Annotated in this window: 19 protein-coding genes; 1 reads left to right on the forward strand and 18 read right to left on the reverse strand. The window is 72.1% G+C overall.

The features are described from left to right. Window positions 1–956 precede the first annotated feature (956 nt). On the forward strand, window positions 957–1799 hold the full coding sequence (locus ACIRJR_RS00395) for a GH25 family lysozyme (protein ID WP_403771507.1): 843 nt from the start codon (window positions 957–959) through the stop codon (window positions 1797–1799). Between the two features lie 125 nt (window positions 1800–1924). On the opposite strand, the gene ACIRJR_RS00400 is transcribed toward ACIRJR_RS00395, so the two are convergent. The 18 genes from ACIRJR_RS00400 to ACIRJR_RS00485 form a co-directional block, all read right to left on the reverse strand. After that, complete coding sequence (locus tag ACIRJR_RS00400; protein ID WP_403771509.1) at window positions 1925–3421, reverse strand: alkaline phosphatase family protein; 1497 nt, start codon at window positions 3419–3421, stop codon at window positions 1925–1927. 137 nt (window positions 3422–3558) lie between these two features. Beyond that, complete coding sequence (locus ACIRJR_RS00405; protein ID WP_403771512.1) at window positions 3559–4620, reverse strand: 2-aminoethylphosphonate ABC transporter substrate-binding protein; 1062 nt, start codon at window positions 4618–4620, stop codon at window positions 3559–3561. A gap of 49 nt (window positions 4621–4669) precedes the next feature. Next, a complete protein-coding gene (locus ACIRJR_RS00410) occupies window positions 4670–5467 on the reverse strand; it encodes an ABC transporter permease (RefSeq protein WP_403771515.1) in 798 nt (265 codons plus the stop codon). Further along, the gene (locus ACIRJR_RS00415; RefSeq protein WP_403771518.1) at window positions 5454–6389 is read right to left on the reverse strand and encodes a 2-aminoethylphosphonate ABC transporter permease subunit; all 936 of its coding nucleotides are present in this window, start codon (window positions 6387–6389) and stop codon (window positions 5454–5456) included. The genes ACIRJR_RS00410 and ACIRJR_RS00415 overlap by 14 nt, the downstream gene beginning before the upstream one ends. Then, window positions 6382–7509, reverse strand: coding sequence for an ABC transporter ATP-binding protein (locus ACIRJR_RS00420; protein ID WP_403771521.1), 1128 nt, complete (start codon window positions 7507–7509; stop codon window positions 6382–6384). The genes ACIRJR_RS00415 and ACIRJR_RS00420 overlap by 8 nt, the downstream gene beginning before the upstream one ends. Then, window positions 7506–8219, reverse strand: coding sequence for a phosphonatase-like hydrolase (locus ACIRJR_RS00425; protein ID WP_403771524.1), 714 nt, complete (start codon window positions 8217–8219; stop codon window positions 7506–7508). The genes ACIRJR_RS00420 and ACIRJR_RS00425 overlap by 4 nt, the downstream gene beginning before the upstream one ends. Next, a complete protein-coding gene (locus tag ACIRJR_RS00430) occupies window positions 8216–9340 on the reverse strand; it encodes a TIGR03364 family FAD-dependent oxidoreductase (RefSeq protein WP_403771526.1) in 1125 nt (374 codons plus the stop codon). Before ACIRJR_RS00430 ends, ACIRJR_RS00425 begins: the two co-directional genes overlap by 4 nt. A 155-nt stretch (window positions 9341–9495) precedes the next feature. Beyond that, window positions 9496–10263, reverse strand: a complete 768-nt coding sequence (locus tag ACIRJR_RS00435) for a GntR family transcriptional regulator (RefSeq protein WP_403771529.1) — start codon at window positions 10261–10263, stop codon at window positions 9496–9498. A gap of 143 nt (window positions 10264–10406) precedes the next feature. Further along, window positions 10407–10931: an O-acetyl-ADP-ribose deacetylase gene (locus ACIRJR_RS00440; protein WP_403771532.1), complete on the reverse strand. Its 525-nt coding sequence runs from the start codon at window positions 10929–10931 to the stop codon at window positions 10407–10409. An 88-nt stretch (window positions 10932–11019) separates the two neighbouring features. Beyond that, the gene (locus ACIRJR_RS00445; protein ID WP_403771535.1) at window positions 11020–11598 is read right to left on the reverse strand and encodes a transposase; all 579 of its coding nucleotides are present in this window, start codon (window positions 11596–11598) and stop codon (window positions 11020–11022) included. A gap of 24 nt (window positions 11599–11622) precedes the next feature. Continuing rightward, the gene (locus ACIRJR_RS00450; protein ID WP_403771538.1) at window positions 11623–14424 is read right to left on the reverse strand and encodes a hypothetical protein; all 2802 of its coding nucleotides are present in this window, start codon (window positions 14422–14424) and stop codon (window positions 11623–11625) included. After that, the gene (locus ACIRJR_RS00455; RefSeq protein ID WP_403771541.1) at window positions 14421–15533 is read right to left on the reverse strand and encodes an AAA family ATPase; all 1113 of its coding nucleotides are present in this window, start codon (window positions 15531–15533) and stop codon (window positions 14421–14423) included. The genes ACIRJR_RS00450 and ACIRJR_RS00455 overlap by 4 nt, the downstream gene beginning before the upstream one ends. An 88-nt stretch (window positions 15534–15621) precedes the next feature. Beyond that, entirely contained in the window at window positions 15622–17061 is a 1440-nt protein-coding gene (locus ACIRJR_RS00460) for a VWA domain-containing protein (protein WP_403771544.1), read from the reverse strand. After that, entirely contained in the window at window positions 17058–18449 is a 1392-nt protein-coding gene (locus tag ACIRJR_RS00465; protein ID WP_403771547.1) for a hypothetical protein, read from the reverse strand. Before ACIRJR_RS00465 ends, ACIRJR_RS00460 begins: the two co-directional genes overlap by 4 nt. Further along, window positions 18449–18952: a hypothetical protein gene (locus ACIRJR_RS00470; RefSeq protein WP_403771550.1), complete on the reverse strand. Its 504-nt coding sequence runs from the start codon at window positions 18950–18952 to the stop codon at window positions 18449–18451. Before ACIRJR_RS00470 ends, ACIRJR_RS00465 begins: the two co-directional genes overlap by 1 nt. A gap of 91 nt (window positions 18953–19043) precedes the next feature. After that, a complete protein-coding gene (locus tag ACIRJR_RS00475) occupies window positions 19044–19724 on the reverse strand; it encodes an alpha-ketoglutarate-dependent dioxygenase AlkB family protein (RefSeq protein WP_403771553.1) in 681 nt (226 codons plus the stop codon). Window positions 19725–19845: 121 nt separating this feature from the next. Beyond that, window positions 19846–20355 (reverse strand): methylated-DNA--[protein]-cysteine S-methyltransferase, encoded by a 510-nt coding sequence (locus tag ACIRJR_RS00480; RefSeq protein WP_403771556.1) that lies wholly within the window; start codon window positions 20353–20355, stop codon window positions 19846–19848. Between the two features lie 79 nt (window positions 20356–20434). Then, window positions 20435–21925, reverse strand: coding sequence for an AlkA N-terminal domain-containing protein (locus tag ACIRJR_RS00485; protein ID WP_403771559.1), 1491 nt, complete (start codon window positions 21923–21925; stop codon window positions 20435–20437). Window positions 21926–22303 lie beyond the last annotated feature (378 nt).

A 22303-nucleotide genomic window follows, 5' to 3' on the forward strand; every position in this document is an offset into this window, starting at 1 on the left:
CGAGGCCGGGGACACGAGGGGCCTGCTCCCCCGTGGCGGGCCGAGAGGTCCGCACAGCCCCTGACCTGCGCCGTACGCCGCGCACGTGGTGCCGGCGCCGCCGGACTTCCCCGCAGGCCGAAACGCGCGAGGACGGCCGCTACGCGCGATGGAAACCCGGCAGAGCCGCCCCCCGCCCCACCGGACCCGGCTGCCGCTGCCGCTGCGGCGGATGCGGATGCCGCTGCGGATGCGGATGCGGATGCGGCTGCGGCTGCGGCTGCGGCTGCGGCTGCGGCTGCGGCTGCGGCTGCGGCTGCGGCTGCGGCTGCGACGGGGCCGAACTCCCCTCGGAGCGACGGACCGTGGCGTCCCGGGCGAACAGTGGCGCCGGGGCGCTCCTCCCGGTGGAGGCATGCCTCATCACACGAACTCTCCTTCGTGGAAGGGGGATCACCGCAGAAGTATGCGTGGGCAGCGGAGTGTGGCGACTCGGTCACCGTTGGCGAGATGGCGACATGACGCGCTTACGTCAGAGCGGTCACGCGCGGCCGGGCCGGACCGCGGCCGCTCGCCGGCGGGGGGTGCCGTTTTCAGTCCGTGAATTCTTCCTCCGACGCCGGGCCATCACCGCAGCTCGCCGACCTCCCCCATGGTCTAGACCATAGAGAAATCCTGAACCCCTTTACTTCACACGGTCGTTCATGGGTCACTCATGACGCGTCCACAACAAATCCACGTGGTCGTGACAGACATCGAGCAGCCTGTACACCCACGTTCCGCCATCTCCTCGTCCCGCCGCACCGATCGCCCCGATGCCCCGGACGGCCGGTACCGGTCCAGTACGGCCCACCGGCTACGCGGGTAGACCCGCTGGCCGACGGGCACCCCCGCACCTGTCTTCCGCACCCCCTACGCGCCTGGAGGCACCCGTGTCGTTCCGAGTCCGCACCCGCCGATCCGTCCGCAGGACCGTCATGGCTGCCGCAGCGCTCGCCATGAGCGTGGCTCTCGCCCCGATGATGTCGGCGGGCCCGGCCGCCGCGCAGCCGGCACCGTCGAGCAGCACGATCCCCCTCGGCGCCGGCTACATGGGCATCGGCTACACCGAGGACGGCTCGTCCTTCGCCCCCGACGCGAGACAGCTCCGGCTCGACGCCGAGGGCGTCGCGGGACCGCTGGCCACGCAGCTTCCGGGCATCGACGTCTCCCACTACCAGGGGTCGATCAACTGGGCGTCGGTCAAGTCCGCGGGCATCAAGTTCGCCTACATCAAGGCGACCGAGTCGACCACGTACACGGACCCGCAGTTCAGCGCCAACTACGGGAACGCCCACGCCCGGAACGTGATCCGCGGCGCCTACCACTTCGCCCGCCCCAACCTCTCCGGCGGCGCGGCCCAGGCCAACTACTTCGTCGCCCACGGCGGCGCGTGGTCCAAGGACAACCTGACGCTCCCCGGGATGCTGGACCTCGAAGGCGGCTGCTACAGCAAGTCGACGTCGGCGATGCGTACGTGGATCCTCGACTTCTACAACGCGTACAAGGCGAAGACGGGCCGCGACGTGGTCATCTACACCAGCCCCAGCTGGTGGAACACCTGCACGGGCAGCTGGGGCGGCATGTCCGCCAAGAGCCCGCTCTTCGTGGCACATTGGACCAGCGCGGCCAGTCCCTCGATCCCGGCGGGCTTCCCGTACTGGACGTTCTGGCAGTACAGCTCCACCGGTTCGGTCAGCGGCATCAGCGGGGCGGTGGACCGCGACCGCTTCAGCGGCACCGAGGCGCGGCTGCTGGCCCTGGCCAACAACACCGCCTGACCGGCACCATGCGTGCGGGACGCCACCGGACACCCGGGGCGTCCCGCACGGCCGCGGTCAAGCACCGGCCGCCGTCAGCAACCGGCCGCCGTCAGCAACCGGCCGCTGTCAGGAGCCGGCCGCTGTCAGGAGCCGGCGAGGGAGACCGCGTCGACGGTCCAGAACCAGTTGTTGCCGCCGGTGTAGCGGAATCGGATCTGCGCGGTGGTGACGCCTGCGGGCACCTGGAGGGTGATGCTCTCCACCCTCGACGCGACATCTCCGGTGTAGGTCTTCACCACCACGGGAGCTCCGCCGTCGTACGAGACGAGGACCTGGCCCTTCTGCGGGGCCTCCTGACGGTAGTACGTGGTGTACCGCAGGATCGCCGGTGAGCCACCGGTGACCTTCCAGGCGGGGCTGACGAGCGTGGAGTCGAAGGTGCCGCTGTAGCTCTTGTCGACCCACTCGTCCCCGTCGGCGACGGCGAAGACGTTTCGGGCCCGGACGTTGTTCTCACGGCCCTGGCCCCGCTCGGACGCGGTCCAGAACTCGTCGGTGGTGAAGGCCCAGCCGCGCCACTCGGTGACGCCCCCCGTACCCATGGCGCTGTTGTCGACGGCCCAGCCCGTGGGGGGCGTGTGGGTGAATCCGATGACCGAGGCCCCGGTGCCGGTCTCGTCGGCCCGGGTGCCGAGCTGCGGGCGCAGGGCGTCGAAGGCGTCGGGGAGGGGTTGCTGGAGGGGCCGTCCGTCGAGACCCCAGGACGGGTCGACGGGGATGCCGAGGTGGGCGAGGGCGGAGACGGCGACATCGGGCATCTTGATGTCGTGGCGGGTGGAGCCCGGGGTGATGCCGCCTCCGGCGGCGATGAGGAAGGTCTGCCGTTCCGACGCGCTCGCGCCTCCGTGGCCGCCCGCGTCGGTGTGGCCGTGGTCGGCGGTGATCATGATCAGCCAGTCCTCCGAGGCGTACGAGGGCCTGGCCCTGACGGCCGCGACGATCAGGCCGACCTGCGCGTCGGCGTCGTGCACCGCGGTGAGGTACTGGGAGCTCGCCGCGCCGTAGCTGTGGCCCGCGTGGTCGATGTTGTCCAGGTGGACGAAGACGGCGTCCCGGTTGCCGTTGCGCAGTTCGGCCACCGCGCGGCTGGTGGTGCCGGTGTCGTACTCGGCGGACGGGGTGGAGACTCTGGTGTCGACCTTCGAGGAGAAGATCGTGGTGGTGACGGGCGCCCAGGACGCGACCGCATAGGTGGACAGCGAGGGCTTCGCGGTCTCGATCCGGGTGAGGAAGTCGGGATACCGGGCGAAGGCGTGGCCGGTGAACGCGTTGTCCTTCACCAGGTGCTTGTCGGGCCACACCCCGGTGATGAGGGTCGACCATCCCGGCCCGGACAGCGTGGGGGCCAGGGGGTCGGCGTACAGCGGGCTGAGCGAGGTCAGTCCGCCAGCCATGAGGGCGTCGAGGTTCGGCGCGTCGGCGTCCTTGATCCGGCCGAGCATCGCGCCGTCGAGACCGATGACCAGGACCTTGGGGGTGCGGGCCGCGGCGTGCGCGGTGACGGCCGCGGACAGCGGTGCGGCGGCGGTGACGAAGGCCGCGGCGGCCAGGAGTGAGCGGCGGGACATACCTGCGGACATGAAGCGCCTCCATTGCGATGACAGAAGACTGCAACTCGCTTGCTGACAAGCGGAGTTGCGATTGGGTCCAGACCTGTTGCCCTTCCGCTACGAAACACCGGCGGTCCAGGACGCTCCGGTGATCCGTCCGGCAACGGTCAGCTTCCGGTGGCCGACTTCCAGGCGTCCACATAGCTGTCCAGGTTGGTCCCGATGTCCGCCCAGTCGGGCTCGAAGATCTCCACGCCCTTCATCAGCCGGGCCAGTTCGGTGGCGTTGGCGTCGGTGGCCTTCACGTCCTTGCGGGCCGCGAACCCTCCTCCGACCGCGCTGACGTCCTGCTGGGCCTGCTCGGAGAGCATGAAGTCCAGGAGCTTCCTGCCGTTCGCCGGGTGGGGCGCGTGGTCGACCAGTCCGGCCGCGTACGGGAGGGCGAAGGTGGTGGGAGCGCCGCCCTTCTTCGCGGGGAACCAGATGCCGAGGTTGGGCATGTCCTTGGACTGGGCGAAGTTCATCTGGACGTCACCGTTGGCGACGAGGAGTTCGCCCTTGTCCACCTTGGGTGCCAGCTTGCCGGTGGACGCGGACGGCCCCACGTTGTTGGCCTGGAGCTTCTTGAGGTACTCCATCGCCGGCTCCTTGCCGCCGAAGTCGTGCATCGCCTTGATGAGCACCGCGGTCCCGTCGCCCGCGACGCCGGGGGTGGAGTACTGGACCTTCTCCTTGTACGAGCCGTCGAGCAGGTCCTCCCAGTCCTTCGGCGCGGCGGCCGGTTCCTTCTTGTTGTGGACGAAGCCGAAGTAGTTGTTGACGACCGAGGTCCAGGTGGAGTCGGGCGCCTTGTCCGCGGCCCCGACCTGGTCGGAGCCGGCCGGCTCGTACGCGCTCAGCAGCTTCTTGGAGTCCGCCTGCTGGATGAAGGGCGGGAGGGTGACGAGGACGTCCGCCTGCGTGTTGGACTTCTCGCGCAGCGCGCGCTGCACCACCTCCCCCGAACCTCCCTCGACGTACTCGACCTTGATGCCGGTCTTCTTCTCGAAGTCCTTGAAGACCTTGTCGTACCAGCCGTCGCCGTTCTCGCCCTTGAGCCCGTCGGCGCTGTAGACGGTGACGACCTTCTCGTCGGAGGCGGCGGACGAGCCACCGCAGGCGGAGAGGGTGGCGGCGAGGGCGAGGCAGCCGGCCACGGCGGCCAGGGGCTTGACGGGGTTCGTACGCATGGGTGTCGTATCTCCAGGAATGTCGTTCGGTTACGGGGGATGCGGCGGATCAGCGGTAGGAGGCCCTGGTACGGATGCGGGAGACGCCCAGTAGCACGAGGAGCGTCGTCCCCATGAGGACCACGGCGACCGCCGCGCCGGTGAAGAGCGAACCGCGGTCGGTGGCGGCGAAGATCTGCACCGGAAGCGGTGTCCAGTCGGGCGGGTAGAGCATCATCGTGGCGCTCAGCTCGCCCATGGACAGCGCGAAGCAGAGCCCTGCCGCCGCCGTGAGCGACGGCAGCAGCAGCGGCAGCCTGACTCGCCACAGGACGTACGCCGGGCGGGCGCCGAGTCCGGCCGCCGCCTGTTCGTACATCGGGTCGAGACGCACGATGGCGGCTGAAACGGACTGGTAGGCGAACGCGGTGACAAGAACGGTGTGCGCGAGGATCACGATCCAGCGCGTCCCGTTGAGCAGGACGGGCGGCCGGCTGAAGGCGACGAGCACCGACAGTCCGACGACGACGGACGGCACGGCGACCGGGAGCACGAAGAGCGCGTCCAGGAAACGCTTCCCGCGGCTGCGCAGGGAAGCGGCGGCGAGGGCCGCCCAGCTGCCAACGGTGAGGGCGAGCAGGCTCGCCGCCAGCGCGGTCGTCAGGCTGGTCCCCAGGGCCTGGAGGGAGTCGGCGTCGGCGGCTGCGGCGTAGTGCGCGCCCGTGGGACCGGAGGGGAGGGCGCCGGACCAGTTCGTGGCGAAGGACGCGGCGACGACGACCGCCAGGGGGACCGCGAAGAGCGGGACGAAGAGGACGAGGAAGAGGACGCCCGCGGCCCACCTCCCGGCACGGCTATGCACCAGCACGACGGCTCACCACCCGGTAGACGCCGTAGAGGCCGACGGAGATCACGATGTTGACGACGGCGACGACGCAGGCCGCCGGGTAGTCGGACTCCAGGATCGCCTTGCTGTAGACGAGCATCGGCAGTGTCGTGACGCCCTTCGCACCGGTGAACAGCACGATCCCGAATTCGTTCAGGCACATCACGAGGACCAGGCTGCCGCCCGCCGCGAGCGCCGGGAGCGCCTCGGGGAGGATCACCCGGCGCACGATGCGGACCGGTCCGGCGCCGAGCGAGGACGCCACCTCCAGCTGCGCGGTGTCGAGCTGCGAGAAGGCGGCGAGAAGGGGGCGCATCACGAACGGGGTGAAGTAGGTGATCTCGGCCAGCAGCACGCCCCAGGGCGTGGTCAGGAAGTGGAAGGGGCCGTCCGCAGCTCCGGTGACACCCGTCCAGATGCCGTTGGCCATGCCGACCGTGCCGTAGACGAACAGCAGGGCGAGCGTGATCAGGAAGGACGGGAAGGAGAGGAAGACGTCGATGAACCTCGCCACCGCCCGTGCGCCGGGGAACGGCACGAAGGCGATGACCAGGGACAGCACGAAGCCGAGGACGAGGCAGCCGACGGTGGAGCCGACGGCGAGCCAGACCGTCGTGGTGAGCGCCGAGCGGAAGGACTCGGAGGCGAAGACCTCTGTGTACGGGGCGAGGGATGTGCCGCCCTCGTCCGGGGTGAAGGACTGCTGGACGACGAGGGCCAGCGGATAGAGGAAGGCGAGGGCGAGGGCGACGACGGGCGGCAGAGCCCAGAGCGATGCCGGGACACGCCGTGGAACTCGCGGGGCCGGGGCGGCCGGCGGCGCGGGGGGACCGGGCAGGACGTCGCCGGAGTACTGGCCGGGCAGGGCCGCCGTGCCGGGGGCGATGCCGGGGGCGCTAGGCATGGGGACCCCCGGCGGAGGTGGCGGCGAGGACGGGCGGCACCTCGGCGGGTCCCCCGCCGGCCGTCACCGCGGGGAGCAGGACCGCGTCCCCGGGGGCGAAGTGCAGTGTGACGGTGTCCCCGGGCGCCGGCGCCTCCCGCAGTTCGCGCACGTCCGCCATGACGCGGTGGCCGGCGGCGTCGACGTACAGCCGGTGGGTGGAGCCGCGCCACTGGATCTCGGCGAGCGTCCCGGTGAGCGCGTTGGCTCCGGGGCCGAGGCCGACCAGGTGCGGCCGGACGCAGAGGGTCGCCGCGGCGCCCGCCACCGCCTCTCCGGGGGTGACGGTGAGCGGCTGCCCGGCGAAGTCGGCGCTGCCGGGGTGGGTACCGACCGTGACCGGAAGAAGGTTGGCGTTGCCGACGAAGGAGGCGGTGAACTCCGTACGCGGGCGGCGGTAGAGCTCCTGCGGCGTGTCGCAGTCCTGGAGCCGCGCGCGGTCCATGACGGCGATCCGGTCGGCCAGGGTCAGGGCCTCGACCTGGTCGTGGGTGACGTAGAGGATGGAGACGTCGGGCAGTTCGCGGTGCAGGCGCGCGAGTTCGGCGAGCATCCCGGAGCGCAGCTGCGCGTCGAGCGCGGAGAGCGGCTCGTCGAGCAACAGCACACCGGGGCGGATGGCCAGCGCGCGGGCGATGGCGACGCGCTGCTGCTGGCCGCCGGACAGCTCGCGGGGATGGCGGTCGGCGTAGGCGGCCATGCCGACGAGTTCGAGCGCCTCGGCGACCCGGTCCGTGATCTCGGCCTTGGCGACCTTGCGGGCCTTGAGCCCGAAGGCGACGTTCTCCCTGACCCGCATGTGCGGGAAGAGCGCGTACTGCTGGACGACCATGCCGATGCCCCTGCGGTGCGGGGGCATCGCCGTCACGTCGCGGTCGCCGAGGTACACCCGACCGGACGAGGGCCGCACGAATCCGGCGACGGCGCGCAGCGCTGTGGTCTTCCCCGAGCCCGAGGGGCCGAGCAGGGCCATGAACTCGCCGGGTTCGACCGCCAGATCGAGCCGGTCCAGGACGACGTCGCCGTCGTAGGCGACCGTGACCTGGTCGAAGCGGATCCCGGAGGCCGTCGCGCCGCTCATGCTTCGGCCAGGGCGATGAGGTCCGGCAGTTCCGCCACCGAACCGAGGATGTGCGTGGCCCCGTTCCGGGCGAGCTGGTCCTTGGCGTGGGCCCCGGTGAGGACGCCCGCGACGATCTTCGCCCCGGAGCGTACGCCGCTGAGCATGTCGTACGAGGTGTCCCCGGCCACGACGATCCGCCGGACACTGTCCACCGCGCCGGTGCGCAGGAACGCGGCCAGGACCATGTCCGGGAAGGGGCGGCCGCGTCCGCCCGCGTCCGCCGGGCAGAGCGTCAGCGGGACGAGGTCCTGCCAGCCAAGCGCCGCCAGGATGGCGTCCTGGGTGGTGCGGGCGAAGCCGGTGGTCAGTACCACGGTACGGCCCTCGGCCGTCAGCCGTTCGACGGCGTCACGCGCACCGGGCAGCGGGGCGACACGGCCGCCGTCGACGAGGGCACCGTACGCCTCCTCGAAGGCCGCGTTGGCGCGCCGGGCCGACTCCTCGTCGCCGAACAGGTGCCGGAAGACGGAGATCTTGGATTCGCCCATGGTGGCGCGTACGTAGTCGAGTTGAGCCGCGTGCCCGCTCGATCCCGGCCGTACGCCGAGGTGCTCGGCGGCGGCGGAGAACGCCTCCTCCACGAGTCCGCCGTCGGCGACCGTGGTGCCGGCCATGTCGAGGACGACGAGGTCCAGCCTGTCGTTGTGCGTCGATGTCACGCGTGTCACCAGCCCAGTTCTTGTGCGGTCGTTTCGGCGATGGCGGGCGAGCAGGTCATGCCGCGCCCGCCGGGCCCGGTGACCAGCCAGACGCCGTCGCGCACCTGCTGGCGGTGGACGACGCGGCTGGTGTCGGTGCACTGGGCGTAGACCCCGGCCCACCGGCGGCTTACGCGCGGCAGGGGGCGGCCGAGGAAGGACTCGACGACACCGGTGAGGTGCTCGTACGGCTCCTCGGCGGTGTCGAAGGCGAAGGGGTGCTCGTACTCGTGTGTGTCGCCGATGGTCAGTCCGCCGTCGCGGCGCTGCACCATGAGCAGTTGCATCCGGTGGGCGGCAGCGGTCGGTGCCTGCGGCTGTCCGGATTCGAGGGCGTCGAGCGCGCCTCCGGCGTAGGCCGGGTAGTAGCGGAAGCTGTCGGCGTCGGCCACGGAGGTGGTGAGCGGCTCTCCGAGCGGGTCGGTCTGCATCATCTGCAGACGGACCCGGCGTACCGGCAGGTCCGGGCCGGCCAGCTCGCGGACGAGGCCGCCGAGCCAGGCGCCCGTGGCGAGGACGACCGCGTCACCGGTGTGGGTGTCGCCGTGGTCGTCACGCACGGAGGCGGTGCCCGTCACCTCGCGCACCTCCCGGCCGCCGAGGTAGGTGTACTTCCCCGACGCCAACAGGGCCTGCTTCAGTGCGAGCTGGGCGACACGTGGCTCGACGGCCGCGTCCCGCTCGCACCACAGTGCCGCCTCGAAGGCCCCTCGCAGGGCGGGGTTCACGGCCCGCGCCTCGCCGGCGGTGAGCAGCTTGTAGCCGCGCGCCGCCGCGTCGGGCCGGGCCACGGCCGCCTCCGCGACGGCGAGCTCCAGCTCCGTGCGGAGCGGGGTCAGCGATCCACAGGGCCTGAAGCCGAGCTCCGGCACCAGTCGCCCGATGGACTCCCACAGCTCGCGGGCCCGCAGGGCGGTCTCCAGCTCCTCGCCGGCCGCCCGGCCGCTGACCCAAATCTGTCCGAAATTGCGGAGGGAAGCTCCGCGCGCCTCGCTCTCGCGTTCGATCTGTACGACCTCGTGGCCGCGGTTCACTGCGTGCCAGGCGTGCATGGTTCCCACCACGCCGGCTCCTACGACGATGACTCTCACGACGGCAACGCTCCTCGGGGCGGGTGGCCCCGGCGCGTCCGCGAGGCGACGGAAGGGTGAACCGGGCCGCAAGCTTGGACTAGACCCGTTATGTTCTCGTTATGCAAATGAACGAGTCGGCCGCTCCTGCGTGTACGCCACACGCCCGGGAAGAGCTACCGGTCCTGACCGCCCAGGTGGGCGGTGAACGAGAACCGGTCACCGCGGAAGAGGGTCCGCACCCGCTCCAGCGGCCGCCCCCCGGGGTCCCGGGAGAGGCGGTGCAGCAACAGCATCGGAAGGGCGGGCGGTGTCCCGATCAGGAGCGCCTCACGCGGTGTCGCGAGGACGGTCTCGATGCGCTCGTCGGCATCGCCGAAGGCGGCGCCGAGCCGGTCGCGCAGGTAGGCGTAGAAGGAGGAGTCGGGGTCGAACTCCACGTCCAGGCGGGGGACCCGGGCGACGGTGACGTACGTGCTCTCCAGGCCGACCCGCTCTTCGTCGGCGAGCAGGACGCGCTCCATGTGCCACACGGGCTCACCACGCGGCACCTCGATCTCGACGGCCAAGGCCTCGGGACAGGGGAACTGTTCGAGCCCGATGAGGTGGCGGCCGGGTGTGCGGCCCTGGCGTCGCACGCCCTCGGTGTAGCTGGCCAGCGAGAGCGGCTGCTCGAGCTTGGGCCCGGCGACGACGGTGCCCCGCCCCTGCCGGCGCAACCGTCCTTCCAGCAGGAGCTCCCGCAGCGCCTGGCGCACGGTCTCGCGGGAGACCTCGTACCGGAGAGCCAGGTCCCGCTCGGTGGGCAGTGGCGCTCCTTCGGCCAACTCGTCCAGAAGGAGCGAGATACGCGCCTTCACGGCGTAGTACTTCGGGATGCGGCCGTGCTCCGGGATGCCGGAGCGGATCGGTGCGCCAGGTGCCTGGTCGTTCGGGTAGTCCACCGGCCGATGGTGTCAGACGGAGGTGAACGCCTTTCCCGGCCGGAGGCCCGGCGGTCCCCGCACGCTTCACCCAAGGCCCACCCAGGCCGGGCGCGGGCGGGTCGGCGACGTCCGCGACCGGGCCGCCGAGGTGCGGCGCGGGCTCAGCCGGTCAGTGCCTCTTCGAAGCGCGCGTACGCCTCCTGGTCGAAGAGCACGAAGCGCACCTCGGCCACCGGGGGAAGCGTCGCCTCCCGCACCGTGCGGACGGCGATCCGGGCCCCGTCGTCGAGCGGCCAGCCGTAGACCCCCGTCGAGATGGCGGGGAACGCGACCGTGCGGGCGCCCAGTTCCGACGCGACCCGCAGGGACTCCCGGTAGCAGGAGGCCAGCAGGGCGGAGCGGTCCTCCTCGCGCGACCAGACCGGCCCCACCGTGTGGATGACGTGCTCCGCGCGCAGCCGGCCGGCCGTCGTCGCCACCGCCTGCCCGGTGGCCAGCCCCTTGCCGTAGTGCGAGGCCCGCAGCTCGCGACAGGCGGCGAGGACATCGGGCCCGCCCCGCCGATGGATCGCGCCGTCGACCCCACCGCCCCCGAGGAGCGAGGAGTTGGCGGCGTTCACCAGGGCGTCGGCGTGCTGCTCCGTGATGTCTCCGCGCACAAGGACGATGTGCGGCTGTGTCGTCATCCGGCCATCCTGCCGCAGCAGCCCGGATGCGGCATCCGAAGACAGGGAGGACATTCCGGCGACGTCCCGAAGATCAAGGACGGCCGCTTCAGCCTCCGGCCCGCGTCGGAGCCACGGCTTCCGAGGGAGCCGCGTCCCCGGCGCGTACGGACCGGGAAGCGGCCGTCCCGTGGCTCGGCTCCGCGTCCGCGCCGTCCGCCGCACGGACCTGGCCGCGCAAGGTGCCGTGGATCCGCAAGGTGCCGTGGATCCGCTCGACGGTGCCGTTCTCGTGCCACCAGGTGAAGTACCAGTACACGGTGGGCCAGGGCGGGAAGGTCTTCGGCAGTTGGCGCCAGGCGCATCCCGTCCGCACCACGTGGAGGAGGGCGTTCACGATCCGCCTGCGCGGGTGCTTCTCCCGACGCCCGCCCTTCGGACCGACCCTCGCCGCCGGCAGCAGCGGTTCGACCAGGGCCCACTGCTCATCCGTCAGATCCGACGGGTACCCACTCCCACAACCACTCACACCAGGCTCAACGACCCCTTCTGTCCCAGGACACGACAGACGTCGCACGCGACCTCGGCGGCGCCTGGAACCGGTCCGGCATCGGTGACCGGGGGGCCGCCGGGGAACAGCGCGTGCCGTCCGTGCCGCGTGCGGCTCCGCACGCGGCACGGACGGCACGCGTCGCTGCCTCCACCCCCGGAGTCAGGCCCCCGCCAGCAGCGCCTCCACTGCCGCCGCCGTCTCGGGGTGGCGGCCTACGAGCACCGCGCCCGAGGGCTCCGGGATCTCCGCCTCCCAGGTGCCCTCGCAGCCCAGCAGTTCCGCCAGGCTGTCGCAGGTCTCCGGGTGGGCGGCGAGAAGGACGGCCCGGCGCGCCGTGCCACCGCCGGCCGCCGCCGGGGCCGCCGGTGCCTCCGGGACGGCCTCCCACGGCGGGACCCACGCGTCCAGTGCCGCGAGGCGGCCGGGGAAGACGCGTCCCGCCTCGCGGACCAGCAGCGGGGTCAAGTCGGAGCCCTCGGAGCGCAAGGTGGTGATCAGCGTCGGCAGCCAGGGCAGCAGCACCGGGTCCGGCAGCCGGGCGAAGGCCTTCGACACCGCCTCGACCACGAAACCGGCCAGCTGCGGCACGGGCTCCAGAGCGTGCAGGAAGCCGCTGAGATAGCGCGGGTAGGCGGGAACCACCAAGGGGTTGTCCAGCAGTGCGTCGCACCGCTCCCTCAGCTCGGCTCGGGTGAGCTGCCCGAGGTGCACCCGGGCCGCCCACAGCAGCGCCGTCCTGGACGGCTCCTGCGGGTGCGACTGCGCGAGGGCCAGATCCATCTGGGCCCGGTCGCAGCCGAGCGAGAGGGCCAGGCTCTCCATGCTGAAGAGGAACCCCAGCATCGCCGCGACCTGACGGACGGTCGCGTCCTCGTCGGTGAACGCCGTCGGCAGGAGCGTGCAGTAGTGCGCGTACCCCGTCTTGGCGAAGGACTCGATCCACGTGGGGAGCACCGGCCGGCTGATCCGGTAGTACGCCAGGAGCCGGCGCACCCTGCGCAGCACCTCCGGCGCACCGTCGACGCTCCGCTCGGTGGCCAGCACCTCCAGCGCGCGGGTGCCGAGCTCGTCGGCGAGGCGGCCACCGCGCAGATGCAGCACGGCGTCCTCGACGGCGGCCAGGATCTGCGCCGTGGTCGCGTTCGGGGCGTAGGCCGCGCGGCGCAGGCGCTGCTCGAGCACCTGCTCGATGCTGACGCCCTCGTAGCCGAGCTCGATCAGCGCCCGCTGATGGGTGCCCAGCGCGAGGTCCCAGGACTCCTGGACCGACTGCTTGCCGAGCTCCCGTTCGCCCATGATCGGCCGCGCCGCCCCGTGGGGCATGAGGTGGCGCAGCATCCACAGCACGTCGGAGCACTGCCGCAGTTCGGGGTGGGAGGTCATGTCCAGCAGGGCGCGCTGCACCCCGCGCTGCTGGAGCTTGAGGCCCAGCGGGGCGAGGCGGTCGTGCACGTCGCGGGCCAGGGGCGGCAGCGCGTCGTAGCCGACCTGGCCGATCCGGTCGCCGCCCATCAGGATCTCCACCAGGCGGCGTACGTCGCGCCTCCCCGGCACGGTCTCCTTCTCGATGCAGGTGACCGCCGCGTCCTGGAAGTCGTACGGCGTGGGCCTGGCCCGGTCCCGCATGCCGGCCAGCAGGATCGACGTCTCGAAGACGGCGATGGCGTCGGCGGTGGAGGCGAGGTAGCCGTTGCGCCGGGCGGAGCGCACGATCTCCACCGACCAGCCGAGGAGTTCCGCCTCGTCCAGCCGGTCGAGGGCGGGCGGACTCTGCAGGAAGCCTGAGAGCTTGTCGGAGGCGGCTTCCGGTGCCACGGGGGCGGCGGGCGCGGCGGCCTTCCGGGGCTTCGCCGCCTTCTTGGCACCCGCCTGGCCCGCGAGCCGGTAGGGCTGCACCCGGGTGCGCCTGAGGTTCTTCGCCCACTGCGTGGCGGCGATCGACACGGACCCGGCCGCGAGGCCGAACTGCGCCTCGATCGACGTGTGGCTGGACGGGATCAGGCCGTGCTGCCAGGTGCTCTCGCTCGGCGGGCTGATCTCGAAGGTGTCGCTGCCGTGGACGCCGAACTCCTCGACCCGGCTGGCCGCGTGGAACGCGCCGCAGACGTAGAGGCAGTCCTCGGGATCCGTGCCCGTCGCGGCGAGGTGTTCGCGCATCCGGGTCCACATGTGGCGCTCGCGGTCCTCGTCCACCCGGACCCGGCCCGTGTCCCCGGGCGCCAGCCGGCGGAAGAGGCTGCCGATCAGGAGCATGACCTGGCGGTAGGTGTCGTGGTCGCTGTCGCCGAGCGGCAGCTCGACGTACTGGTGCCACCACTCCGACCAGTGCCGCACACGGCCGTGGTGCAGGAGGTGCTCCTCCAGCTCGGCGAACCGGGGCCGCAGATCACCGATCTCCACCCCTACGGCGTCGCCGTGCAGTGCCGCCTCCTCCTCCTCGGCGGGCGGTGCGTCCGGGCCCGCGGGCTCCGTCGCACCGGCCTGCCACTGGAACACGTGGTCCGAGGACCGGTCGACGAGGACGAGCTCGACGCCCGGGGTGTCGAGTGCGTAGGCGATGGCCTGGTACTCGGCGGACGCCTCGGTGATCGGAGCGACCACCGAGAGCGGCGCCCACTCCGCGGGGAAGCCCTTGACCTCGCTCGCGAACGCCTGGACGGCCACCGGAAGACGGCAGTTCCTCAGCTCGGACAGGAGAGGCGCCATGTCCTCGCACAGCTCCAGGTAGACGACCTTCGGCTGCTTCTCCCGCAGCCTGCGCGCCATGGCGACCGCCGATGCGGGCGAGTGGTGGCAGACGGGGAAGATCTCCAGCGGCTCGCGTACGGCGCGGTCGACGTCGTCGACGATGCCGAGGAGGATGCCCCGCAGCGCGTCCGGGCCGTCCGCGAACTCGGCTGCCGCTTCCTGCAGTTGTCCTCGGAGGGCCTTGAAGGGCGCCTCCTCGCTCAAGGTGCTCATGACAGGGTGGCGATCGCGTCGCGGCCGCCCTCCAGGAACTCCGGCCAGGAGCCGCCCTGTTCCTTGCTGCGCGGCTCGACGATGCCGTGCAGGTACTTGTTGAGGATGGCCAGGTCCTCGGGTTCACGCCGCGCGAGCGATCCGACGAGCGAGGAGGCGAGGGTTCGGGCTGTCAGCTCACGTTCTCCGAAGAAGTTGCTGTGCAGGATCGCGTCCTCCAGAACACCGATCTGTTCGGCGCTGGACAGCGCGGACTCCAGCTTCTCGTCGTCGCTGCCGGCCGCCGCGGAGGAGGCCCGCAGGTCGGCGAAGCTCTGCAGCAGGACGTCGAGGAGGGTGGGCGGCACGTCCAGCTCGATCTGGTGACGGCGCAGCAGCTCCTCGGTGCGGAAGCGGACGATCTCCGCCTCGCTCTTCTTGTTCGTCACCACCGGGATGCGGACGAAGTTGAAGCGGCGCTTGAGCGCGGAGGACAGGTCGTTGACGCCTCGGTCGCGGCTGTTGGCCGTGGCGATGACGGAGAAGCCCGGCTTGGCGAAGACGATGTTGTCGCTGTCCATCTCGGGTACGGAGATGTACTTCTCGGAGAGGATCGAGATCAGCGCGTCCTGGACGTCGCTGGTGGAGCGGGTGAGCTCCTCGAAGCGGCCGATCGCACCGGTCTCCATCGCGGTCATGATCGGTGAGGGGATCATCGACTCCCGCGACTGGCCCTTGGAGATCACCATGGACACGTTCCACGAGTACTTGATGTGGTCCTCGGTGGTGCCGGCCGTGCCCTGCACCACGAGCGTGGAGTTGCGGGAGACGGCGGCCGAGAGGAGCTCGGCCAGCCAGCTCTTGCCCGTGCCCGGGTCGCCGATGAGCAGCAGACCGCGGTCGGAGGCCAGGGTGACGATGGACCGCTCGACGAAGCTGCGGTCGCCGTACCACTTCTGGGAGATCTCCCGGTCGAGGCCGTCGGAGCGCTCGGACCCCAGGATGAACAGGCGGACCATCTTGGGCGAGAGCCGCCAGGAGAAGGGCTTGGGGCCGTCGTCGACCGACTCGAGCCAGTCGAGCTCCTCCGCGTACTTGATCTCGGCGGGGGCGCGCAGCAGGTCGGACATGGGGGTGCCTTTCGACGTGTGTGGGAGTGCTGTGGTGTGACGCGCGTGGCGGGCGCCGGTCCCGGGGACTCCGGCCGGCCCGCTCGCGTCACGTGAGGAAGGTCTTGAGCTCGTGGACGAGCTTGCGGATGTGGCCCGAGAGGACCGGTGTCCCCTGGTCCTTGAAGCGCTCCCTGAACCAGGGGTTGACGCTGGCGCGGCCCGAGCTGGTCACCGAACCGACGGGGATGAACTTCGCTCCGGAGCGGTGGATGGCGGCCATGCTTTCGAACAGCGGCTCGGCCTGCCACTCGTAGAAGTCGGAGATCCACACCACGACGGTGTCGCGGGGCGCGGCGATCTTCGGCTGGGCCAGTGCCATGGCGACCGTGCCGTCGGTGCCGCCGCCGAGATTCGTCCGCAGCAGGGTCTCGAAGGGGTCGTGCACCCAGGCGGTGAGGTCGAGCGCCTGGGTGTCGTACGCGATGAGGTGGACGTCCACCTTGGGCAGGCCGGCGAAGATCGAGGCCAGGATGGTGCAGTTGACCATGGAGTCCACCATCGAGCCCGACTGGTCGACGACCACGATCAGCCGCTGGGGCGTCGTCTTGCGCGCGGTGTGGCGGTAGAAGAGGCGGTCGACGTAGAGCCGCTCCTCCTCGGGGCTCCAGTTGGTGAGGTTCTTCCAGATCGTGCGGTCCAGGTCGAGGTTGCGGAACACCCGCTTGGGCGGGACCGAACGGTCCAGGGCACCGACGGTCGACTTCTCCACCTGCGTCCGCAGCACCTCGGCGACCTCGTCGACGAAGCGCCGGATCAGGGCCTTGGCGTTGGCCAGGGCGACACCGGAGAGGTTGTCCTTGTCGCGCAGCAGCTGCTCGATCAGGGACATGCTCGGCGTCAGCTGACCGGCGAGGTGCGGGTCGGCGAGGACTTCGCGCAGCCGCATCCGCTTGACGAGCCCGGCCTCGATGGAGCCCAGTGCCGGACCGATCTCCGGGATGAGCCGGCCGAGATCGGGGGTCCGGCCACCGCCGCCCGTGCCGGTCGGGGCGGCGCCGGTACCTCCGGCGCGCCCGCCGCGCAACTCGCCCGGCTTGCAGCCGAGGGCGCGCTCCAGCCAGCCCGCGTCGGACTGCCAGCGGGAGAGCTGGCCCGCGGAGACCGTGCCGGGGGGCGAGTGGAAGACGTTCAGCAGGACCTTCGACACGAGCGCGGCGCGCCGCACCTCGGCGGCCCGGTCGCGGACGTCGTCGGGGCCGTCCGTTTCCGTCTCCGTGTCCGCTCCCTCGTCCGCGCCCGGCACCATCAGACCGTCGAACTCGGCGGCCAGCCCGGGATGGCGCTGCACCACGGAGTCGACGGAGGTCCCCGGGTCCAGCAGCGCGGGCGGGAGCCCGATGTCCTCGACGACGGCGAGGCTCGCCGACTCCAGGGCCGCCTGCTCCTCGGGGTCGAAGAGCTGGGCGAGCAGGCGCCAGTACATGACCTGCCGGCGGTTGTCGTGCGCGCTCTCCCCGGTCACCCCGGGGTTCGGCTGTCCGGTCATTTCCGCAGCAGCCTTCCCGCGCGCTCGCCCAGCACCTTCGCGGCGTCGGTGGCGGCCTTCTCCGCCCTGACCCCGGCCTTGTCGGTCGTACCTCCGGCCCACGCCCCCGCGTGCACCGGAGTCACCTTCTTGCGCACCGTGGTCTCGACGGCGAGCGGCTGCACGGCGAACTCGCCGTCGTCCCAGCGGACCAGGGCGACGCAGGCACCGGACCTGGCGACGGCCTCGGGGGTGAGCGGACCGGCCGCCGGGATGCGGTCGGTGTCGACGGCCAGCTCGGCGCCGGCGACGGTGAAGCTCACGAGGCCCTCGTCGTCGGCCCGGGGGGTGTAGCCCTCCAGGAAGACGGGGACGGCGATGCGCGCGGGATGCCGGTCCAGGGGGGCCGTGACCGGGGCCGTCGCGGTGGGGAGGGCCACGCGGGCCGTGGCGAACGCCTCGGCCGGTTCTCCGGGCCGGGCATGGGCGTCGTCCCAGATCAAGTCGCCCTCCGCGGTGAGGGGCATTCCGGTCAGCACCATCGACCGGCCCTCACCGGCGGCGGCGAGGAGCGACATGTGCGGACGCAGCAGCTGCCAGATCCCGGCTCCGACGACGGTGTCGGGCTTCGGCGCCGAGACGCTGGCGCGCACGAGTCGGGACGCGGATCCGTCCGCGGGTTCGAAGACGGCGTGCACCTGCGCCTGAGCGGCGGTCGCGTGCTCCTGTACGTCGATGCCGAGGGGCAGCAGTCGCCCGTCGGCGGTCCCGACGACGGGTGCCGCGGCAGCGCCGGGCACCGTGAGCAGCATTCCGCGCGACCAGAGGTCGGCCCAGCGGCGTACCGGGAAGCGCTCCATGGACGAGCCGGGGCAGGACGCGGCGAGTTCGGCGGCGAAGCCGTCGAGGAGGGAGGCGAGACGGCGCAGGGAGGGGTCGGGCAGCATCGCCGAGACGACCTCGGCGGCCCCGGACACCACCTCGTGGTCGAGGCCCTGCCATCCGCAGCGCGCCAGGTCGGAGAGCCAGGCGCGGGCGGCCGTCAGCAGATTCTCCGCCGGCCGTGCGCCGGCCGCCGGCTCGGGCCGCTCGCCTCGCGGCCGGCCTGCGGCCTCCTCGACGCGCGTCAGCAGTGCGTCGTGGACGGAGCCGAGCAGCGCGGTCCGGGCGGCTGCGAGGGCCACGAAGTGGTCCTCGCCCGCTCCTCCAGCCGCCGCCTTCTCGGCCGCCTCGGCGACCCTGGCGGCCAGGGGCGTCCCCAGGACCGCGTCGGCGAGCCGCGCCGGGCCCGCGGCCTCGGAGGGCTGGGGGCGGAGGAGGCCGGGGACGAGGGACCGGTCGAAGGCGTCGACGGCCTCCAGGGCTTCCTCCAGACCCTCGACGGGTCCGGTGAGCAGGTCGGCACGCATCAGGCCACCGCCCTGGTCGGCGGGAAGAAATGCATCTCGGGCAACGGCACGGTGGCCGGGGCGTGTTCGAGATAGGCGAGGTGACGCAGGAACCGGCTGAAGACGGAGGCGGCGGCCTTCGTCGCGTCGGCCTGCGGGCGGGTGCTCCGCATGGCCGACGCGAGCACCGGCCCGTCGACGTCGCCGCCCGGGACCTCGATCTTCAGATAGCGGACGACGCGCTCGGCTCCGTACTGGAGGACCGCCTCGTTGACGAGGGCACCGATGTGGTTGCAGAACGACCCGCGCGCACCGCCACAGGGACGGTTGTTGTTGGTGCTGCAGGCGAACGCGAAGCTTGCCGTCGCGACGGATGAGACATAGACCCGCCCGATGTCCGAGCCGCTGGACACCACGCCTTGCAGGCGTCCGTCCGCCAGCTCGACGAACGGAACCTTGGCGAGCTTGCGCGGCCGCGCGGGTGGTATCACCCGCGCCGTGCTCGACCTCTCCCAATCCGACAACGCGCCATCTCCAATGCACAGCTGAGGGGGTGTATCCACCGGGCCGGCGGAACACGACTGAACCTACTGGGAGGCACTGACAACGCCTCCGTCACGGCCGGGAGGCGGCCGGGCCCCCGGTGAGCCCGGTGACCCGCATCGTGATGTTCAGCCGCCCTGAGTCCAGCCCGGTGGCCGGGTCTCCGGTGCCCTCGTGGACCCTGGGCACCCCGTGGTAGGCGAAGCGCGACGGACCGCCGAGGACGAACAGGTCGCCCGAGGCGAGCTCGATGTCGGTGTAGGGCCGGGTGCGGGTCTCGGTGTTGCCGACGCGGAAGAGGCAGGTGTCGCCGATGGACAGGGAGACGACCGGGGCGGAGGACCTCTCGTCCTTGTCCTGGTGCATGCCCATCCGGGCCTGCCCGTCGTAGAAGTTGATCAGCGCGGTGTCCGGGGTGTACTCCTCGGCGTCCGCCTCGTCCCCGTACGCCGCCAGGAGCGCCCGGCGGCCCAGCCGGACCATCCAGTCCGGGAATTCGGCGACGCGTCGGCCGTTCACGTCGTCCGCCGTGCGGGTGTACCGGTACGGCTGCCAGTGCCAGCCGATACAGACCGTCCGTACGGACATGACGCCGCCTCGCGGCAGCCGGGTGTGCCGGATCGGGACGGGCCCGGTGGCCCAGGCCCGGCACTCCGTGACCAGTTCGCGCTGCTGGGCGGGGGTGAGCCAGCCCGGTACGTGCCAGGCGCCGGGGGCGACCTCCATGACGGGGCGCGGGATCAGGGCGCTCATGCCCGTCCCGCCACAGGCCGGGCCGGGTGGGGGAAGTGGGTCATCGGTTCACCTTCCTCGGGACCGGGCGGCGTCGTGCCGCTGTTCCCGGAGGGCGTCCGCGCTCCTCGGGGCGCCGTCGTCAGGCCGCCCGGTGGTGGTTCTCCAGGTCCAGGAGCTGGCGCTTTCGGTCGAGGCCGCCCGCGTAGCCGGTGAGGGCACCGCTCGCGCCGATCACGCGGTGGCAGGGTCGTACGACCAGCAGCGGGTTGGCTCCGATGGCGGTGCCGACCGCGCGCACCGCGGCGCGCGGCGCGCCGATCCGCGCGGCGATCTCCCCGTAGCTCAGGGTCGTGCCGTACGGGATGTCTTCCAGGGCCCTCCACACGCGCCGCTGGAAGTCGGTGCCCCGCCCGGCGGCGTACTCGATGCCGAAACCGTCCCGGCCCCCCTCGAAGTACGCGCGCAGTTCGCCGGCGATGGCGGTGAACGCCTCCGCGTCCCGCGCCCAGCCGTCCTGGACCGTCGCGCCGCCCTTCTGGCCCGGCACCGAGAGGGAGGCGAGGGCGGTGCCGCCCGTGGCTGTGGCCGACTCCTCGCCCACCAGCAGCAGCTCGCCGAGCGGGCTGTCGATCGTGGTGTAGAGCGTCATGGTCGCGGTCCTTCCGGTTCTCTTGCCTGTACGTCAACTGTGCGGCGTCCGTCGCGACGCGGCCGGCGGGATTCGGACGTCATGCCGCGACGGCGCGGCGCCGCCGGTCCGCGGCCGCGTTCCAGAAGTGGTGCATGGCGTACGTGCGCCAGGGGCGCCAGGCCACGGCGTCCTCCGGGCCCACGCCCGTGTGCCGCATTCCGGCCCGGACGGCCACGTCGTCCTCCAGCAGCACGTCGGGGTCGCCGAGTGCCCGCATCCGGATGTAGCCGGCCGTCCAGGGCCCGACACCCCGCAGGCTCAGGAGCTCCTTCTCGGCCTGGTCCCGGTCGGCACCCGGGTCGAGCCCGATCCGCCCGTCGGCCAGGGCGGCGGCGACGGAGCGCAGGGTGTCGCGCCGCGCGGCGGGGACGCCCAGCTCCTCGAGGCCGGCCCCGGCCAGGTCACCGGGGTCGGGGAAGGTGCGGGTCAGGGTGGAGCTGGGCACCTGGAGGGGCGCGCCGTGGGCTTGCACCAGCGCGCTGCCCAGCCGGCGCCCCGCGGCCACGGAGACCTGCCGGCCGAGGACGGCCCGGACGGCCAGTTCGTGGACGTCGGCGGCTCCCGGGGCGCGCAGCCCCGGCGTCCGGGCGACGAGCCGGGTCAGCGCGGGTACGGCGCCGAGGCGCTCGGCGACGGCGTGGGGGTCGGCGTCCAGGTCGAAGAGGCGGCGCATCCGCTGGGTGGCGGTCGTCAGGTCGCGCAGATCGCCCAGGTGCAGCCGGCACTCCAGCCAGCCGTCGCCGGTCCGCTCGCGGACCTCGGCGATGCCGGTGCCGTGCGGCAGGCGCAGGGTGCGCCGGTAGGTGCGGTCGCCGTGCTCTCCGGTCATCTCCTCGATGCCGGTGAGGGCACGGGCCGCGAGGTGGTCGAAGATCCGGTCCGCGGCGTACGGTCCCCGGTGGGCGAGCCTCAGCGGCACTCCCCCGGTCCCGTCCGCCGTGCCGACGGAACCGAAGCGGGAGGACCGTCCGGGCGGTGCGCCACGCAGCTCGCCGGGGGTGAGGGCGTAGATCTCCCGGACCGTGTCGTTGAACTGCCGCACGCTGGCGAAGCCCGAGGCGAAGGCGATCTCGGCGGCCTGCAGGGTCGTGGTCTGCAGCAGGACGCGTGCGGTGTGGGCGCGCTGGGCCCGGGCGAGGGCGATGGGTCCGGCGCCGACCTCCGCGTTCAGCTGGCGCTGCACCTGACGGGCGCTGTAGCCGAGGCGTGCGGCGAGCCCGCCGACGCCTTCCCGGTCGACGACTCCGTCGCCGATCAGCCGCATCGCCCGGCCGACCAGGTCGGCGCGGGCGTTCCAGTCCGCGGAGCCGGGCACGGCGTCCGGGCGGCAGCGCCGGCAGGCGCGGAACCCCCGGCCCTGGGCGGCGGCCGCGGTGGGGAAGAACGTCACGTTCCGCCGCTTGGGCGTGGTGGCCGGACAGCTGGGGCGGCAGTAGATCCCGGTCGTGGACACGGCGAAGAAGAACTCGCCGTCGAACCGGGCGTCGCGGCTGCTCACCGCTTCGTATCTGCTGTCGTCGCTGGTCATGCCTCAAGGATGCGGCATCACGGGCACCCGAGCTGGCGGGAATCGGACATGAAGGTCGGTGGTGCGACAGGATTCAGCTCTTCCATAAGTCCATTATTGGAATCATTCCAGAAAGGTGGTTGACTGCGTGGATGATCGAAGCCGAGACCAGGACGCCGCTCCTCACCGGGGCGTCGTCACGGGTGCCCCGACGCCGGGTCACCGCGTTCCCGGCCGTCCACGGGCCCCGCACGCCGACGCCCGTACCCGCCTCATCCCGGGTACGCACACGCATCGGCGCGGTCTCGGCCCGAGCCGTCCACGACGTGCTCACGACGCTCGCCGGTGCCGGACCGGCACGGCGGATCGACCTGCCGAATTCACCGGCACGGCACGCGG

This window comes from Streptomyces sp. NPDC102402 (genome assembly GCF_044765765.1).
Classification (GTDB): Bacteria; Actinomycetota; Actinomycetes; order Streptomycetales; family Streptomycetaceae; genus Streptomyces.

Bases quoted from the DNA above. Each gene is read 5' to 3' on its own strand.
- ACIRJR_RS00395 (WP_403771507.1), top strand. From the start codon at position 957: ATGGCTGCCGCAGCGCTCGCCATGAGCGTGGCTCTCGCCCCGATGATG.
- ACIRJR_RS00400 (WP_403771509.1), bottom strand. From the start codon at position 3,421: ATGTCCGCAGGTATGTCCCGCCGCTCACTCCTGGCCGCCGCGGCCTTC.
- ACIRJR_RS00405 (WP_403771512.1), bottom strand. From the start codon at position 4,620: ATGCGTACGAACCCCGTCAAGCCCCTGGCCGCCGTGGCCGGCTGCCTC.
- ACIRJR_RS00415 (WP_403771518.1), bottom strand. From the start codon at position 6,389: ATGCCTAGCGCCCCCGGCATCGCCCCCGGCACGGCGGCCCTGCCCGGC.
- ACIRJR_RS00420 (WP_403771521.1), bottom strand. From the start codon at position 7,509: ATGAGCGGCGCGACGGCCTCCGGGATCCGCTTCGACCAGGTCACGGTC.
- ACIRJR_RS00440 (WP_403771532.1), bottom strand. From the start codon at position 10,931: ATGACGACACAGCCGCACATCGTCCTTGTGCGCGGAGACATCACGGAG.
- ACIRJR_RS00450 (WP_403771538.1), bottom strand. From the start codon at position 14,424: ATGAGCACCTTGAGCGAGGAGGCGCCCTTCAAGGCCCTCCGAGGACAA.
- ACIRJR_RS00455 (WP_403771541.1), bottom strand. From the start codon at position 15,533: ATGTCCGACCTGCTGCGCGCCCCCGCCGAGATCAAGTACGCGGAGGAG.
- ACIRJR_RS00460 (WP_403771544.1), bottom strand. From the start codon at position 17,061: ATGACCGGACAGCCGAACCCCGGGGTGACCGGGGAGAGCGCGCACGAC.
- ACIRJR_RS00465 (WP_403771547.1), bottom strand. From the start codon at position 18,449: ATGCGTGCCGACCTGCTCACCGGACCCGTCGAGGGTCTGGAGGAAGCC.
- ACIRJR_RS00475 (WP_403771553.1), bottom strand. From the start codon at position 19,724: ATGAGCGCCCTGATCCCGCGCCCCGTCATGGAGGTCGCCCCCGGCGCC.
- ACIRJR_RS00480 (WP_403771556.1), bottom strand. From the start codon at position 20,355: ATGACGCTCTACACCACGATCGACAGCCCGCTCGGCGAGCTGCTGCTG.
- ACIRJR_RS00485 (WP_403771559.1), bottom strand. From the start codon at position 21,925: ATGACCAGCGACGACAGCAGATACGAAGCGGTGAGCAGCCGCGACGCC.